Raw genomic sequence first — 16,926 nt, forward strand, 5'->3', positions numbered from 1 at the left:
GCGTAAACATGTGGGTTTTCGGATATCAAGTAGTGTTGGATTCATTCCTGCACGGGTTAAGGGAGTTTTTGCTCTATTACAGCTACGTCGCTATCTTTTACGTTATTCTCGTCACACTGCTCTACTATTTTATCTTTGGATTCTCGATTCGGCATATTTTCTCGATTAAACGGGGAATTCAGTACAATCGGATTAATAAGCTATCCAGTTCCAGCCAGCTCCCGCCGGTTTCCCTGTTGGTACCGGCCTATAACGAGGAGTTAACCATTATTGAGAACGTCAGGTCACTGCTGGCGCTCAATTATGCGGAGTATGAGGTGATCGTCGTCAACGACGGTTCACAGGATGGGACCTTGAAGTGCATGATTGAAGAATTCAATCTGGAGCTCCTTCATCCGGTGCTTTCCAGCTCCATTAAGACCGGAAAAGTCAGAGGGGTGTACCATAATTCCGAGTATCCCAATCTTTATTTAGTAGATAAAGAGAATGGAGGGAAGGCGGATTCGTTAAACGCAGGCATCAACCTTTCCCACTATGCGTTGATCTCAACAATTGATGCAGACTCTTTGCTTGAAAAGGATGCCTTAACGCGGATTGCCCGGGTATACATGGAAAACCCCGAAGAGACGGTCGCCGTTGGGGGTAATGTTCGAATTGTTAACAGCTGTACGGTGGAAGATGGCATTGTAAAAGATGTTCAATTTCCTCGTAAGCTGCTGCCTGCACTGCAACACGTCGAATATACGAAAGCCTTCCTAGGCGGCAGGATCGGTTGGAGCGCTGTTAATGGACTCATTATTATTTCGGGAGCCTTCGGTGTGTTTCAAAAGGAAAAGATCATCGCCGTCGGCGGTTACCGAGGTGGCTACCCTGGTGAGGATATGAACATTGTCATTAAGCTTCACCGTTACTGTTTAGACAATAAAATCCCGTACCGGGTAGCATTTTGCCCAGATGCCGTGTGCTGGACACAAGCACCAGATTCGTACCGGATCTTGAGCAGCCAGCGCAAGCGCTGGGGGCGTGGAAATCTGAAAAATATGATTGAAGAAGGTATTCACATGGTGCTGCGTCCGAAATACAAAATATTCGGGCTGCTGACACTTCCCTATAACATTGTGTTTGAAACACTGAATCCGTATTTCCGCCTCAGCGGCCTGTTGGCGATATTGGGTTACTGGATGCTGAATATGACGGATTGGCACACGGTCGTTATCTTTTCGTTAGTCAATTTATTTTCCTGCTTTACCTTAAGCCTGGGGGCCTTATTTATTGAAGAGGCGGCCTTCAGCAGATATCCCAAGCTGCGTGACCTGAACAAAATGCTCTTATATTCGCTCTTGATGTTTGCGGGTTATCGGCAAATTGGTGTTTGGTGGCGGTTAAGCGGACATGTCCAATTCCTGCGTAATAACAACTCATGGGGAACGATGGTCCGTACCAATTTTAATAAATAGCAATCCTAAACAAAGATAAGAGGAGTGGAGAAGATGGCGATACTAGTTCATGATCCGATTCAAGAAGCAATTTTGCAATTAGCAGAAAGAGTTCAGGCTTCCTATGAAAAGGGTGCTCCCTACGGGATGATCCTTGCGCCATGCGCAGCGGTGGGCCAGAAGGTACTGGAACAAATGGAGTCCTATGTGAGCGGCTTTGAGCCGGAGGCACCTCTTCATTGCTTCTACTTGGATCAAAGCGGCCTTCTAGGAATCGTTCAGTCTGGGCAAAAGCTTATCGATACCCATTATGCATCGCTCGTGCTCAAAGAGTTCTTGGAGCAGCAAAGTTTGCTCGAAGGTCAGACGGTCGTCGCCAGCTTCCCAGAGAGTGGGGAGTTGACGGAACAGTCCATGTCACAGCTGCTCCAAACGACGCTGCAAGGGAAAGGGGAGAGCAGAGATATTCACCTGTTCATGAATCATGGGGTTCAGCAGGGAATTACATCGATTCTCATCGCCGATCCGGACGAGGTGAGTAGAGAATTTGTTAAGCTGCGGCTTGAGATCAATGGTTACAAGGTTGAAGAGGCCAAGGACGGGAGTGAAGCGCTCGAGAAATTTGAGAAAACAATGCCGAACTTGGTGATCACGGAGCTGAACCTGCCGATTCTTGACGGGTACCAGTTGATTGACAAAATCAAGAGGGATTATGCCGGCGAAGGACAAGTCATCGTTCTTACGGATAAGCAGCTGCCGAAAAGTATGGACCGTGCCTTTGAATTGGGCGCATCCGATTATGTGACGAAGCCCTTCTCCATTTCGGAGCTGGAGTGGAGAATCAAAAAACTGAGTTCCCGTCTGAGCTAATAAACGAGAAAACACGAGAGGGTGGAATCATAATGAACGCATATAACCAGTTAAAATATAAATTTCAGACAAAAACGGCCGAAATCGGGGTCATCGGTCTCGGCTATGTAGGGCTGCCTTTATGTATGGAGATGGCAAAAGGCGGGTTTACGGTATACGGCATCGATCTCGATTTCCGAAAGATAGAATCACTTCAAAGCGGCCAATCGTATATTCAAGACGTTCCGAACGAAGAAGTGATGAACGCGGTCGAGTCCGGCCGCTTTATTCCGACCGACGACTACCATACGGTTCAAAGGCTGGATGCGATCTCCATCTGTGTACCGACGCCACTCAGTGAGAACCAAGATCCGGATACCTCTTATATTCAGAGTGTCGTCCGGGAAATCAAGAAGAATCTCAAGCGCGGAGCTTTGATTATCTTGGAGAGCACCACCTATCCGGGAACGACGGAGGAGCTTATCCAGTTCGAGCTGGAAGCGCAAGGACTCAAGGTAGGCAAGGATTTCTTCCTCTGCTTCTCGCCTGAGCGGGTCGATCCGGGGAATCCTAAATTCAACACCTTTAATACGCCAAAGGTTATCGGCGGTACGACGGAAGCGTGCATCGACCTCGGCGTAACCCTTTACGGCCATGTGGTGAAGGATGTCGTACCTGTCTCCTCGCCGAAAGTAGCGGAGATGTCCAAGCTGCTAGAGAATACGTTTCGCAGTATTAACATTGCGTTCATTAACGAAATGGCCATGATGTGCGACAAAATGGACATTGACGTGTGGGAAGTCATTAAGGCTGCGTCGACGAAGCCGTTTGGCTTTATGCCGTTCCATCCGGGGCCTGGTATCGGCGGTCACTGCATCCCGCTGGATCCGATGTATTTATCGTGGAAAGCCAAGGAATTCCGCTTCTACAGTAAGTTTATCGAGCTGGCGCAATCCATCAATGATAATATGCCGGAGTATGTCCGGTATAAAGCTTCGCAGATTCTCAATATGTATGCGAAATCCATCCGCAATTCGAAGATTCTTATTCTAGGTATGGCGTATAAGCCGGATGTGGATGATCTCCGTGAATCGCCGGGGCTGGAGTTGTACGAGCTTCTTCGGGAGAGCGGAGCTAAAGTGGACTATTACGATCCGCATGCCGTTTCCTTCCTTGATAAAGAAGGTGATATGGTAAAATCTGTTAACTATGATCTGTCTGCTTTTGCCGAATATGACGGCATGGTGTTGATCACGAATCACCGCTGCTTCAACAACCGTGAACTCGCTGAGCTAGGCGTGCCAATCATAGATACGCGCAACGCTTTTGTAGACATTCAAGGAGACAATATTTATAGATTGGGTACGGGGATTCGCAAGCGAGAAGTGAGGCTTGCCGTAGGCGTATAAACGCATTTTAGAAGAGAGAGGAGAAAACAACGATGTGTGGCATTGTAGGATATATTGGAGGGCGAGATGTACAGCCGATTCTGCTGAACGGATTAAGCAAGCTGGAGTACAGAGGGTATGATTCCGCGGGGATCGCGGTGCTGGTGCAGGATCAGGTCAAGATTAGCAAGGCGGAAGGACGCCTGGCCAACTTAACGCTTCAACTGGATAAGCAGCCGTTGAAAGGATCGATGGGTATCGGGCATACGCGCTGGGCTACGCACGGCCGACCGTCGGATGTCAACTCCCATCCGCATACGGATATGTCGGGTAAATTCACTGTCGTGCATAACGGCATCGTGGAAAACTACATGGAACTGAAGAAAGAGATGGAGGATAACGGAGTCATCTTTGTTTCTGAGACCGACACCGAGGTGATTGCTCATTTGCTTGCCGAGCATTATGAAGGCGACATCTACACCGCCATGCTTGCGGTCATTCAGAGACTGCAAGGGGCTTATTCCCTTGGTGTCATGACGGAGTATGAGCCGGATAAACTTATCGCGGTCAGACAAGCGAGTCCGCTTGTTATTGGTGCGGGTCAGGGAGAGTACTTCATGGCTTCGGACATCTCCGCTCTTATTGAGCATACCCGTGATGTGTATATTTTGGAGGATGGCGATTTGGCTATCCTTACACAGGAGGGTATCTCCATCACGAAGGTCGAGACAGGGGAACCGGCGGCGTGTAAGCTGCTGCATATCGATTGGGACGCAGATCAGGTGGAGAAGGGGCCGTTTGAGCATTTCATGCTGAAGGAAATTCACGAACAGCCGTTAACACTGCGCAATACGATGCTTGGGCGCATCAACGACCAGGACGAAGTGCATTTCCCGGAATTGGCGCACGCAGCAGGGGCGTTCCAACAGGTGGATAAAATTTTTATCGTAGCTTGCGGCACCGCCTATCATGCCGGACTTGTCGGCAGCACGGTCCTTGAGAAGCTAACGCGTATTCCGGTGCAGTGCGATATCGCATCGGAATTCAGATATCGGGACCCGATCATCACAGACCGAACGCTCGTCATCGTCGTGAGCCAATCGGGGGAAACGGCGGATACGCTTGCTGCCCTGCAAGAGAGCAGAAGGCAAGGCGCTAAAGTATTGGCCATTACGAATGTGCCAACCAGTTCGGTTGCGCGAGATGCGGACTACGTCATCGCAACGAAGGCTGGCCCAGAAATTGCCGTGGCATCGACCAAAGCATATACCGCTCAGCTGCTCGCCTTCTATTTGTTCAGCGTGTATGTGGCCCAGGAAAGACAGACGCTGTCTGCCGAGCTTCATACAGAGCTAATCAAAGGGTTGAAGGCACTTCCCATTCAGGTGGAGAAGGTGCTGGAAAACGCCAACGAAGTTAAGCTGTATGCGGAATCAATCAAAGATGCGGACAGCCTATTCTTTATTGGCAGGGGCTTGGACTATGCCGTTGCGCTGGAGGGCTCTCTCAAATTGAAGGAAATCTCTTATATTCATTCGGAGGCTTATGCAGCCGGAGAGCTAAAGCACGGCACATTGGCGCTGATCGAGAAGGATACGCCGGTAATTGCGCTGGCTACACAGATGGATCTGTACGAGAAAACAGTTAGCAATATTAAAGAAGTTAAGGCCCGTGGTGCACATGTCATGGGGATTACGGTGGAAGGCAACGTGGGGCTGCTGAATAGCGTTGATGAAATCTGCTTCATCCCGTCGTCCCTCCAGCTTTTGGCACCGATATTGGCCGTCGTGCCGCTTCAGTTAATCTCCTATTACGCTTCCCTGGCCCTGGATAACGATATTGATAAACCGCGCAACTTGGCCAAAAGCGTGACGGTTGAATAACCATCCAGAGAGGAGCTGAACCACACATGGAAGCATTCGCTATTTTGTTAGCTGCAGGGAAAGGCACACGGATGAAGTCGGAGCTCCCTAAAGTGCTTCATCCCGTTGGAGGCGTACCGATGATTGGCCGTTTGGTGGGTAAGCTGGAAGCGATGCCGATCACTCGGATTGTGGCCGTGATCGGACATCGGGGAGAGCTGGTGAAGAAGTGCTTGGGAACGCGGGTTACCTACGTCCAGCAGGAGAATCAGCTTGGAACGGCACACGCTGTTCATCAGACGGAGCCTCTGCTCCGTAACCGCAGCGGATCGACCTTGGTGCTTACGGGCGATACGCCTCTCATTAGGCAATCGACCATTGAAATGCTGCTGGCGGCCCAGCGGGCAAATACAAACGCTGGTGTGGTGTTGACCGCGATCGTTGCGGATCCTACCGGCTATGGAAGAATTATCAGAGATCCTTTAAGCGGCGAAGTTGTCGATATCATTGAAGAGAAGGATGCAACGCCTGAGCAGAAAGAGATTAACGAAATTAACACGGGGATTTTCTGTTTCGATAATGAAAGCTTGTTTCAAGCGCTCCCAGGCATTACCAATGACAATGCGCAGCAGGAGTACTACTTGACCGATATCGTGAAGGTGATGCGACAGACTGGTATTTCCGGTGGCCAGAAGAAATTCGAGGCGATGATTCTTGACGATCCGACTGAGGTGATGGGGATTAATACCCCTGAACAATTGGAGGAGGCGAATCGGGCCTTTTACGAGCATATGGGGATATTTGCATAAAAAGCGATAGGGAGGAGAGTTGATATGGGAGCTATTTTTGGTACGGATGGCGTTAGAGGGGTTGCCAATCGCGAGTTGACGCCAGAGTTGGCTTTTGAATTAGGGCTTATTGTTGGCTACATGCTGACGCGCAACTGTGAAGGCAAACGGCCAACCGTTGTCATCGGACGGGATACCCGCATCTCCGGGCACATGCTAGAAGCAGCTTTGGCTGCCGGGTTGTTATCGGCTGGGGCGGATGCTGTTAGGCTAGGCGTATTACCGACGCCGGGTGTGGCTTATGTCACACGGCGTTCAGGCATGGATGCAGGGGTGATGATCTCCGCATCTCATAATCCGGTGGAGGACAACGGAATTAAGTTTTTTGGCAGGGATGGCTTCAAAATGCCGGATGCATGGGAAGCGGAAGTAGAAAGCCGTTTGCAGAGTGACGAACATCGGATTTCCCGTCCTACGGGAGCGGGTATTGGTACCTTGCGTGATGATCTGAAGGGCGCACAGGACTATGTGAGCTACTTGAAGTCGACGGTCGCGACACCGCTATCCCACTGCAGAATTGTGCTCGATTGTGCGAACGGGGCGGCTTCCATGCTAGCTCCGCAGCTATTCCCCGAATTGGGTGCGGAGACAATTCTATTGTCTCATCAGCCGGATGGTTTAAATATTAATCAGGATTGCGGCTCAACGCATCCAGAGCATCTTCGTAAGGTAGTGCTGGAACATGGGGCCCATGCGGGGCTCTCGTTCGACGGTGATGCGGACCGGCTGATTGCGGTTGATGAACGGGGCGAGATTCTGGACGGGGATCACATCCTCTATATCCTTGCCGCTCATATGGCCAAGCAGGGACAGCTGAGTCATAACACCGTCGTTTCTACCGTCATGAGCAATCTTGGCTTTCATCAAGCGCTGCAAACCATCGGTCTCGATTCGTTAAAAAGCAAGGTCGGAGACCGGCATGTCATGGAAGTGATGCGCAGTGGTGGGTACAACTTGGGCGGTGAGTCTTCCGGACATATCATTTTCCTGGATCATTCGACGACAGGGGATGGCCTGTTATCGGCCGTTCAGCTGCTGCAAGTCATGCTGCAAGAAGGGAAGCCTCTGTCCGAGCTCGTGTCCCCAATGGTCAAATACCCTCAGTTGATGGTTAATGTACGAGTAATCCATAAATACAAGCTGGAAGGCAATCGTCGAATCGATGCCGTCATCCGTCGGGTGGAAAGTGAGATGGCCGGCCGCGGGCGTGTATTGGTGCGGCCTTCTGGCACGGAGGCCCTGGTGCGTGTGATGGCGGAAGGACCGGATGAAAGGGAGTTGTCCGGTTATGTTGACGGCATTGTAGAGGTGGTAAAGGAAGAGCTTGAATATAGCGTGGTTTAATCCGTTAGTTCCTATGAAAGTCCCATTGAGAAAGACGATTGTTTGCTTGGTTCTTATTCAAATGTTAACAAGTATTCCTTTATTTTTCCCGGTGTACTCTCTTAAAACGGAGCTTGGGGTACAGGTCAACGGGGAGAAGATCACCTTTACGGATACCCAGCCATATATCGATGAAAAGACGGGTAGTACGATGGTGCCGGCAAGAGAAATTGCCGAAAAACTGGGTGCTGAAGTAGCATGGGATCGTTCTTTGGAACAAGTAACCTTTCGCAGTCAGTATGCTACATCATTATTAACCATAGGTCAAAAAGTTGCTTCGGTTGACGGCAAGCAGGTGGAATTAGACGCTCCGGCTGTCCTTAAAAATGACCGAACTATGGTTCCACTGAGAGCTGTTAGTGAGAGCCTCGGGGCCGATGTCGATTGGGCGGGAGAACGAAATTTGGTACTGATAACCTCGGTGGACAAAGCGCAAAAGTCCACTTGGATCTGGGACAGCAAGCTGATTGCGACCGATGGTGATAGCATCCTCCAGTTTGCGGCGAACCAAAAACTGACGGCCATTTATCTGCGCTATGCAGCGTATCCGGGTCAAGACGTGTACCGGAATTTCATCCGCAGAGCGAATGATCTGGGCATCAAGGTTGAGGCGCTGGCCGGCCAATCGGATTGGATCTATGACAATAACCATATCTATATCAAGCAATGGATTGCAGCGGTTACGCAATATAACGCTTCGGCAGGTGCGCTGGAACGCTTCCAAGGCTTTCATTTTGATATTGAACCCTACACATTGGGCATGTGGAAGACGAATCAGACCTGGGTGCTCGAACGATGGATGRATACAATCAGATTCATAGAATCGGAAGTGAAAAACTCGGACCGCAGCATGACGATGGCTTTCGATATTCCCTTTTGGATCAACAGCCTTACCGTTCCGGGATCCAGTTACTCCTTTAGCGCGTGGCTGCTGGAAAAGGCGGACAGTGTTGTCATTATGGCCTATCGGAATACGGCACTCGGCAGCAACGGTATTATTGCCAGCGCCAAATCTATTATTTTAGAAGCAGCTACGTTGAAGAAAAAGGCCGTCATTGCCGTGGATACGTTGCCAAGTAAGGAAGCCGATTATACAACCTTCTATAAGTCTAATTCTTCGCTTATGGAGTCGGAATTGAAACAGGTCAAGGAAAGCCTCTCCCTTTATCCGAGCTATATCGGCATCGCTATCCATGATTACGTGAGATGGATCGAACTATTGAACGCTAATCGCTGAGCGGATTTGATGAATAAGAAGGAGGAGGATGCAAAATGAAAAAAACAGGTTTGGTAATCTCTCTGTTGGCTGGTGCCGCGATCGGTGTCTCAGGAATGGCTTTCGCTGCAGCAGGCGGCCATGAGACGGCTGGAACGGCAGGAACCTTTCAGGAATCGTCTTTACCGGGTGGAGGGCTTGAGGTCCCTCATAATGATCGGATTCATCTTTCTACCGATAAGCAGTGGATCTCCTCGGAAGGCCACTTGTCGGATCTCATTCGACTGCAGTGGACGAAAGACCGAGCGAAGCCGGCCATCTCTTGGTTGGATGAGAAGGGAAAAGACAAGGCGGCTATCGTCGCTCACGCCAAAGCGAATAACCCAGAGCAGCACGATCATAATCATATGTCGTTTGAAACGACGATGGCGCCTGATGGCAAAAACGCGAATGAGCTGTTTACGCGTCTGGAAATTCCATTTGACCAGGATGTGGCTGAAATTCGGACGCATTCCTCTAATTTCAATGTGATGGATGGGATTTTAAGGATTGCCGGAACCGGCGGTGTCAATCGTGATCTGACTTGGGCCAAAGCGGATGCTGGGAACGTGACGACGCCACGCTGGGCAATGCGTGCAGATACCTCCGAGGAAACAGGAGGAAATGCCGGCTCCAATCTGCAAATTATCCGTTATTCGGATGACGGTAAAGCACTGGACAATCCGTTAACGATTAACCGCAGCAGCGGCAATATCGGTCTTGGCAACTCCGATGCCAAGACCAAGCTGGACGTCAGCGATGACAGCATCCGCATCCGGAAATCGATGACACCAGCCTCGTCTACTGCACCCGGAGAAGTGGGGGAGATGGCGTGGGATGGCGGGTATATCTATGTTTGTGTGGCACCTAATACGTGGAAAAGAACGGCACTATCTTCGTGGTAAAATAACTTCTTATGATTGTGGCAGGTTTGAGGTTGGTTTATGCTTTGCGAACGCAAGGTGACTGCTGATTCGTGTTTAAATGTATAAACTACAGCTAATCTGCTCGAATTTGACGTATTTTTGTCATTAGATGGAAAAAGTACATTTAAATTTGTATGAAATTTGAAGAATTGAGCAAATCGAAGGAATTTAACTACAGGAAATACAGTTAATCTTTCGAATTCGAGAAATCCGCTTCAAATAGATGGAGAAAATCCAGTTGAAATGCGAGGGAGGCAAGTTTATTACCTCTCCGGTCATTAACGAAAAAAGAGGCTGTTTCAAAAAGTCTAAACTGACTTTTGAGATAGCTTCTTTTTCTGATAGATAAGCGGAAAATGCCTTGTATGACGCGGGATCTAGCGGCAGCCAACACGCTTCCGAAGCGGCTTTTTGTCACTTTTTGTAAGCGGTGTCATGCGATTCCTATTGTGTAATATAGGCAACACAAGTTCGTATACCCCCTTAAAATGGAAAAAGTTGCAGAAATCTATGAGAGGATCATAGAAAGGTGTGAACCGCTTGTGACTTGGAAAGTGTTGGTTGCGGATGATGACCCGAATGTGAGAGAAATCATCCGACTGTATTTCCGTCAGCAGCTCATCGAAGTAATCGAAGCCCATGACGGCGTCTCGGCCCTGACCATGTTAGCAGAAGTAAAGCCTGATATCGTGATACTAGATGTGATGATGCCCGGGCTCGACGGGTATGAAACGTGCCGGGAGATTACCAAGCGTTCTGATGTGCCGGTCATTATGCTGACGGCGAAGAACGATGAGTTTGATCGGGTGCTTGGCCTTGAGCTTGGCGCCGACGATTATATGACCAAGCCCTTCAGTCCGAGGGAGCTGGTGGCGCGGATTAAAGCGATTTTTCGCAGAATGCAGAAGGGACAGCCGGTTATTGAGGTGGAACCCGTCCAATATGAATTTGATAATTTAGTCATCCATGTGACCCGCCGCGAGGTGCTCGCAGGGAATATGAAAATTGACATGCGCCCCAAGGAGTTTGAACTGCTCGCATTTTTCGCGAAATCTCCGGGCGATGTGTTTACGAGAGAACAACTGCTGGAGCAGGTGTGGGGATATGATTTTTTAGGCGATATGAGAACAGTGGACGTTCATATCAAAAAACTTCGTGAAAGATTAAGCCCGTGTCATCATGTTTGCATTCATACGGTCTGGGGAGTGGGCTATAAATTTGAGGTAGCCGCATGTTCCTAAATGCAAATAAAAGCATACTTCGCAAAATGTTGACCAGCTCCATCGTTACAGTGCTTCTTGGGTTATGTGCGGTGGGGCTCGTTATTTCGTTGTTTGCCAAGGATTATATCGTCGACTCCAAAAGCAATGAGATGATCCGGCAAGCCAAGCAGGTGAATCTCGCCATTCAAAATCAGACGGGACCGAGTGATCGATTTAAGGAGCAGCTGCGCTTTTTTGATGAAGCATTTGATTCACGTATTTGGATATTTGACTTGAATGGAAACATCGTTACTACATCTTCAAAAGATGAGGTGAACGTAGGCAAGGTCATCAGCACGGACGTGGTAAACCAAGTCTTGAATGGTGAACCAACCATATGGAATCAATCCGAAGGTTTTAAGGAAGGTGTACTTTCGGTTGCCGTCCCATGGGGAAAAGATAACGACGTATACGGTGGTATTGTGCTGCATTCGCCACTTAAAGGGATGAATGAGACGATCGCTCAGCTTAGAGAAACCATCCTTTGGGTGACCCTGCTCGGTATCTTCTTTTCATTTGGTGTATCCTTCTATTTATCCTGGTCCATTAGCCGACCTATCCAACAGATCGACAAGGCGGCAGCCAAGATTGCCATCGGAGACTATAGCGAGAGAATTCAAATCGATTCCAAGGATGAGATTGGTGATCTGGCAACGACCATTAATCACATGGTGGAGCAGCTTGCGCGCGTTGATCTGGAAAAGAGGCAGTTGAATCAGCTGCGGCATGACTTTTTGGCAAATGTATCCCATGAGCTGCGAACACCGCTTACCGCGATGCAGGGTTTTCTGGAGGCGCTTCAGGATGATTTAATTGAAGAAGGATCGCGGGATAAATATTACGAGATCATGTATAACGAAACCCTACATATGAACCGGCTAGTCGATGATATTACCGATTTAATGAAGCTGGAAAATAAGGAAATCGATCTTGTGTGGTTGGCGGTCGATGTTCAAGCGATGATGGCCAAGCTGGCCTTTAAATTCCAACAGGAGGCAGAACTTCGCGGGACGGTTATTCACTGCCTGCTGGATGAAAATGCGCCACAGGCTCACGCCGATCCGGATCGACTGGAACAAATTTTAAACAATTTGATCAAAAATGCTGTTAAGTTCACCGAGAACGGAACGATCGAATTGAAGGCGATGGCGGTTCCATCGGAAGGGTGTGTCCTCATCACAGTAACCGATACGGGCATCGGGATAACACCGGAGGATCAAGGGCTTATCTGGGAGCGCTTCTTCAAAGTGGAGAGAGGCAGACCCGTGAAGCATAAAGGCTCATCCGGTTTGGGGCTCGCCATTGTGCGAGAGCTTGTCGAGCTTCATAATGGAAGCATTCGGGTGCGAAGCGAGCTTGGGATCGGAAGCGTCTTTGAGGTCAGAATTCCGCTTTATGACAGCCGTCCGCATGTGCAACCGTTGGTAAATTTAGCTGTTGTTGGATAGCTCATATCCACCTATCGATAGAAAGACCGCAGAGAAGGGAGGTTCCTTTTCTGCGGTTTTCTTTTTTTAAATGCTCCGAATTTTTTTCTACCATGCAGTACGTTTATCCAACCCTGAGAAATTATGGATAGCTGTGATATAATGGTAATAAAAGTTAAGAAGGGAGGGGCAAAATGACATTTGATAAAATAGATTTTTTAAAAAATGAATTAGATAAATTACGCCCTTTACCAGCGGCTGCTGTAAGAAATTTAGAACAAGTGTATCGGGTCGAATGGACATACAATTCTAATGCGATTGAAGGTAATACACTAACACTTTTAGAAACGAAATTGGTTCTTGAAGAAGGTTTAACAATTGGTGGTAAAAAGCTACGTGAACATTTTGAAGTTGTTAACCATTCAGAAGCAATTTATTACGTACAAGATGTAGTACATAGAAACATGGAATTGACTGAGTATGTCATAAAATCAATTCATCATCTAGTACTTAAAAACATTGACGATGAGAACGCAGGGCGATATCGGATGATCAACGTTTTGATATCAGGCTCTGAACATACCCCTCCAAACTTCTCAGTGCTCTCGGAAAAAATGGAACAGTTGATACAATGGTATAATGAACACAAAGATAAATTACACCCAGTTGAACTAGCCTCGGAATTTCATTTCCGTTTCGTTTACATTCATCCTTTTTCGGATGGTAATGGACGGACAGCACGGCTTTTAATGAATGTAGTCTTAATGAAATATGGATTTCCACCAGCCATTGTAAAAGCAGCAAACGATGCACGAATGAAGTATTATGAGACTTTAGAGTTAGCAAGTATGGGAAATGATTTAAAGCCATTCGTGCAATTAATTGCCGACTGTGTTGAAGTTAGTTTGCAAAAGTACATAGCTGCAGTAACGTGACTTGGCATGAATAGGATTCAAATTTGATATTATCGGTAAGTAAAGCAAACCTTAGAAGCACTAGCTTCTAGGGTTTCTTTTATTCACTCTTACTTACGATATCCCAACCAAATCTCACCATACTTTGCCCCGTCCCAAGAATATTCTAAGGAACTTTAATTCATTACGAATAGAATATCTAACCTTCACATGGTTAAAATGAACAAAGGCCCGACTCCCCACATTCTTTTGAACCCTTTCCATCTAGGCGTGACAAAACGGACTTTAGTGTCATATAGTGACTAGTACGTTAAAGAATGTGATGCATGCAGGATTAGCACGACAATATTCGACCTAAAAGTTAGAAATTTAGAGAAAAATACTTTCTTCCACTTTGCATAAAAGCCAGAATCTGATAGTATATAAAGAAAGGCGATAAGTTTAGTAAGAATTAAAAGGAGGCACCTTTCCATGGAAAAACTGATGCTTGATTCTATAGATGAAATGACGCATCTAGATCAACTCGAGGCTGAAGCGATTTATATTATTCGAGAAGTAGCGGCGGAATGTGAAAATCCCGTGATGCTGTATTCGATCGGTAAGGATAGTTCCGTGATGCTGCATTTGGCGCTGAAAGCTTTTTATCCGGAGAAGCCGCCATTTTCTTTCATGCATATTGATACGACGTGGAAGTTCAAAGAAATGATTGAATTCCGCGATCGTAAAGCCAAAGAATTCGGAATTAACATGATTGTTCACTCCAATCAGGAAGGGATTGATCAAGGGATCAACCCGTTCGATCATGGTTCCGCGTATACGGATATTATGAAAACCCAAGCCTTGAAAGAAGGATTGGACAAATACGGATTTACGGCTGCGTTCGGCGGCGGAAGACGTGACGAGGAGAAGTCGCGTGCGAAGGAGCGGATTTTCTCGTTCCGGAATAAGAATCATGCCTGGGATCCGAAAAACCAACGGCCGGAAATGTGGAAACTTTTTAACACAAGAATCAATAAGGGCGAAAGTATCCGTGTTTTCCCAATTTCCAACTGGACGGAAAAAGACATCTGGCAATACATTCGTAGAGAAAACATTGATATTGTGCCTCTTTATTTTGCCAAAGAAAGACCTGTACTTGAACGCGACGGACATCTCATTATGGTGGACGATGAACGCATGAAGCTTGAGCCCCATGAGAAAATTGAAATGAAGAAGATGCGGTTCCGCACACTAGGCTGCTATCCACTTACAGGGGGAGCGGAGTCGGAGGCGGATACGATTGATACCATTATTGAAGAAACGCTTGGTGCGGTCTCATCCGAACGGACAACACGGGTAATTGACCAAGAAGCGGCGGGAAGTATGGAAAGACGTAAACGGKAGGGTTATTTCTAAAATGAAAAGTCTGCTGAAATTTATTACTTGCGGAAGTGTAGACGACGGAAAATCCACCTTAATCGGACATATGCTGTATGAGGCCAAGCTTTTATTCGCCGACCAAGAAAGAGCATTGGAGCTAGATAGTAAACTGGGCAGCCGCGGCGGCAAAATTGACTATTCCTTGCTTCTTGATGGGTTACTGGCGGAGCGCGAACAAGGGATTACGATTGATGTGGCTTATCGGTATTTTACGACGGACCACCGTTCTTTCATTGTAGCGGATACACCTGGACACGAAGAATATACGCGTAACATGGCTGTAGGAGCATCTTTTGCGGATTTGGCTATCATTCTTGTGGATGCTAAGAAAGGGGTTATCACCCAAACCAAGCGCCACACTCGGATTTGCGCACTTATGGGCATTAAACATCTCGTTTTAGCTGTGAATAAAATGGATTTAGTAGGTTTTGATCCTAAGATATTTAATGCGATTAGGCAAGAATTCTTGCAATTGACCGCTGAATTTCACTTTGATAGCATTCAAGTTATCCCTGTTTCGGCCACAGAAGGGGATAACATTACGAAAAAATCGCCAAATACCCCTTGGTACGAAGGCCTTGCCTTGCTGCCATATCTAGAAAATGTGGACGTTCATCAGAACGACAATACGAAGCAATTTATGATGCCGATTCAGCGTGTCTGCCGTCCGGATCATACATTCCGCGGTTTCCAAGGCCAAATTGAGGCGGGATGTATCGCGGTTGGCGATGAGCTGACAACGTTGCCTAGTCATGAGAAGGCGAAAGTGAAACGGATCCTCGTGGGAGACCAAGATCGCGATTATGCCTACACGGGACAGCCCGTAACCATTCAACTGGATCGGGAAGTCGACGTGTCGCGGGGCTGTGTATTCACGAAGGATAGTCAGATTCAAGAAGCGGACAGTTTCTCAGCTACGATTCTTTGGATGGATGATTCTGTGCTGACGCCAGGCAAAAACTATCTGGTCAAAGTAGGAACGAAAGTCCTGCCAGGTACCGTAACGGCGATTAAGCATAAAATCGAAATTAATACGGGAAAAACGGTTCCAACTGATCATATTGTCAAAAATGAATTGGCAACATGTGAGTTTTCGTTATCCGACAGTATTGTTATTGATTCTTTTGAACAAAACAAAAGCATTGGCGGCTTCATTCTGATTGATCGTGTCACGAATATGACATCTGCTTGCGGAGTGATTGAGCAAGTCCTTCAAAGCTCTGACCTTTCTGTACAGTTAGATACGGAAATCACCCGAGATGTTCGTGCTCAGCAAAAAGGTCAGAATCCTTTGACCCTTTGGTTCACGGGTTCGCTTTCGAATCAATCGGCTCTTGCGAAGGAAGTCGAAAAACGTTTGGTATCGACAGGCCACCATACGATGTTACTGGGGAATGGCCAAGGTAAATCGCTGCAGTCATTAGCAGAGGTTGCCAAATTGATGAACGATGCTGGACTGATTGCATTGGTATCGAGTGACTCCTTAAATGGTAACGACCAAGAAACTGCGCGTGGGATCATTGGTAAAGAGTATTTTGAAGTTTATGTGGCAGGCAGCACGAGCACAACTAACATACCTGGGAATCCGGAAATTGTAGTTGATATAAGTAAGTCTACAACCGAAGAAGCTGCAAATGTTGTCGTGAAACGAATTATCAAATATTTAATCAATGAGAGTAGTGTCGGACAATTTCTTAATTTTTAATGGGAACATAACGCGTGTTTGTCTTTGAACAAAAATCCCTACATCACTGTGAATAGTGAAGTAGGGATTTTTTTTTATTAATCGTGCGATGATTCTATTAAGATATTTATATATTATCTGTTTACCCTTATTATAATAATATGTTGGTTAGTGCAAACAAACAATTTAGCGGGGTGCTACTATTAAACATCAGAATATTGAATCGCCCAAGATTGTTGGTCAAACGGTATCTGTAGGTTTTCAAGTCGGTGT

The 16,926-nt window shown here is 47.2% G+C and carries 13 protein-coding genes; all 13 read left to right on the top strand.

The window, feature by feature from the left end; all coding sequences use genetic code 11:
* The first annotated feature begins 8 nt into the window (after nt 1–8).
* The 13 genes from AC1DLM_RS20805 to AC1DLM_RS20865 all read left to right on the top strand — a co-directional run bounded on the left by AC1DLM_RS20805 (nt 9) and on the right by AC1DLM_RS20865 (nt 16,674).
* Nucleotides 9–1,457 carry a glycosyltransferase family 2 protein gene (locus tag AC1DLM_RS20805; protein ID WP_171637481.1) on the top strand — a complete coding sequence of 483 codons (1,449 nt, stop codon included), beginning with the start codon at nt 9–11 and terminating at the stop codon, nt 1,455–1,457.
* Between the two features lie 33 nt (nt 1,458–1,490).
* Nucleotides 1,491–2,306 carry a response regulator gene (locus tag AC1DLM_RS20810; RefSeq protein WP_477571046.1) on the top strand — a complete coding sequence of 272 codons (816 nt, stop codon included), beginning with the start codon at nt 1,491–1,493 and terminating at the stop codon, nt 2,304–2,306.
* A 32-nt stretch (nt 2,307–2,338) separates the two neighbouring features.
* Nucleotides 2,339–3,694 (top strand): nucleotide sugar dehydrogenase, encoded by a 1,356-nt coding sequence (locus AC1DLM_RS20815; RefSeq protein ID WP_477571047.1) that lies wholly within the window; start codon nt 2,339–2,341, stop codon nt 3,692–3,694.
* A 32-nt stretch (nt 3,695–3,726) separates the two neighbouring features.
* Entirely contained in the window at nt 3,727–5,556 is a 1,830-nt protein-coding gene (gene glmS / locus AC1DLM_RS20820) for a glutamine--fructose-6-phosphate transaminase (isomerizing) (RefSeq protein WP_477571048.1), read from the top strand.
* A gap of 26 nt (nt 5,557–5,582) precedes the next feature.
* The gene (locus tag AC1DLM_RS20825) at nt 5,583–6,344 is read left to right on the top strand and encodes a sugar phosphate nucleotidyltransferase (protein WP_477571049.1); all 762 of its coding nucleotides are present in this window, start codon (nt 5,583–5,585) and stop codon (nt 6,342–6,344) included.
* Between the two features lie 24 nt (nt 6,345–6,368).
* The gene (glmM, locus tag AC1DLM_RS20830) at nt 6,369–7,727 is read left to right on the top strand and encodes a phosphoglucosamine mutase (protein WP_477571050.1); all 1,359 of its coding nucleotides are present in this window, start codon (nt 6,369–6,371) and stop codon (nt 7,725–7,727) included.
* Nucleotides 7,708–9,003, top strand: a complete 1,296-nt coding sequence (locus AC1DLM_RS20835; RefSeq protein ID WP_477571051.1) for a copper amine oxidase N-terminal domain-containing protein — start codon at nt 7,708–7,710, stop codon at nt 9,001–9,003. Before glmM ends, AC1DLM_RS20835 begins: the two co-directional genes overlap by 20 nt.
* Before the next feature lie 35 nt (nt 9,004–9,038).
* On the top strand, nt 9,039–9,926 hold the full coding sequence (locus AC1DLM_RS20840; protein ID WP_477571052.1) for a hypothetical protein: 888 nt from the start codon (nt 9,039–9,041) through the stop codon (nt 9,924–9,926).
* Nucleotides 9,927–10,435: 509 nt separating this feature from the next.
* Nucleotides 10,436–11,188, top strand: a complete 753-nt coding sequence (locus AC1DLM_RS20845; protein WP_441992030.1) for a response regulator transcription factor — start codon at nt 10,436–10,438, stop codon at nt 11,186–11,188.
* Nucleotides 11,179–12,657 (top strand): sensor histidine kinase, encoded by a 1,479-nt coding sequence (locus AC1DLM_RS20850; RefSeq protein WP_477571053.1) that lies wholly within the window; start codon nt 11,179–11,181, stop codon nt 12,655–12,657. The genes AC1DLM_RS20845 and AC1DLM_RS20850 overlap by 10 nt, the downstream gene beginning before the upstream one ends.
* Nucleotides 12,658–12,830: 173 nt before the next feature.
* The gene (locus AC1DLM_RS20855; protein WP_441992028.1) at nt 12,831–13,571 is read left to right on the top strand and encodes a Fic family protein; all 741 of its coding nucleotides are present in this window, start codon (nt 12,831–12,833) and stop codon (nt 13,569–13,571) included.
* A 450-nt stretch (nt 13,572–14,021) separates the two neighbouring features.
* Nucleotides 14,022–14,945, top strand: coding sequence for a sulfate adenylyltransferase subunit CysD (gene cysD / locus AC1DLM_RS20860; protein ID WP_477571054.1), 924 nt, complete (start codon nt 14,022–14,024; stop codon nt 14,943–14,945).
* Nucleotide 14,946: 1 nt separating this feature from the next.
* A complete protein-coding gene (locus AC1DLM_RS20865) occupies nt 14,947–16,674 on the top strand; it encodes a GTP-binding protein (RefSeq protein WP_477571055.1) in 1,728 nt (575 codons plus the stop codon).
* Nucleotides 16,675–16,926 lie beyond the last annotated feature (252 nt).

Source organism: Paenibacillus sp. 01T442 (assembly GCF_056398345.1).

Bases quoted from the DNA above. Each gene is read 5' to 3' on its own strand.
- AC1DLM_RS20805 (WP_171637481.1), top strand. From the start codon at position 9: ATGTGGGTTTTCGGATATCAAGTAGTGTTGGATTCATTCCTGCACGGG.
- AC1DLM_RS20855 (WP_441992028.1), top strand. From the start codon at position 12,831: ATGACATTTGATAAAATAGATTTTTTAAAAAATGAATTAGATAAATTA.
- AC1DLM_RS20865 (WP_477571055.1), top strand. From the start codon at position 14,947: ATGAAAAGTCTGCTGAAATTTATTACTTGCGGAAGTGTAGACGACGGA.
- glmM (WP_477571050.1), top strand. From the start codon at position 6,369: ATGGGAGCTATTTTTGGTACGGATGGCGTTAGAGGGGTTGCCAATCGC.
- AC1DLM_RS20825 (WP_477571049.1), top strand. From the start codon at position 5,583: ATGGAAGCATTCGCTATTTTGTTAGCTGCAGGGAAAGGCACACGGATG.
- AC1DLM_RS20845 (WP_441992030.1), top strand. From the start codon at position 10,436: ATGGAAAAAGTTGCAGAAATCTATGAGAGGATCATAGAAAGGTGTGAA.
- glmS (WP_477571048.1), top strand. From the start codon at position 3,727: ATGTGTGGCATTGTAGGATATATTGGAGGGCGAGATGTACAGCCGATT.
- AC1DLM_RS20850 (WP_477571053.1), top strand. From the start codon at position 11,179: ATGTTCCTAAATGCAAATAAAAGCATACTTCGCAAAATGTTGACCAGC.
- AC1DLM_RS20840 (WP_477571052.1), top strand. From the start codon at position 9,039: ATGAAAAAAACAGGTTTGGTAATCTCTCTGTTGGCTGGTGCCGCGATC.
- AC1DLM_RS20815 (WP_477571047.1), top strand. From the start codon at position 2,339: ATGAACGCATATAACCAGTTAAAATATAAATTTCAGACAAAAACGGCC.
- AC1DLM_RS20810 (WP_477571046.1), top strand. From the start codon at position 1,491: ATGGCGATACTAGTTCATGATCCGATTCAAGAAGCAATTTTGCAATTA.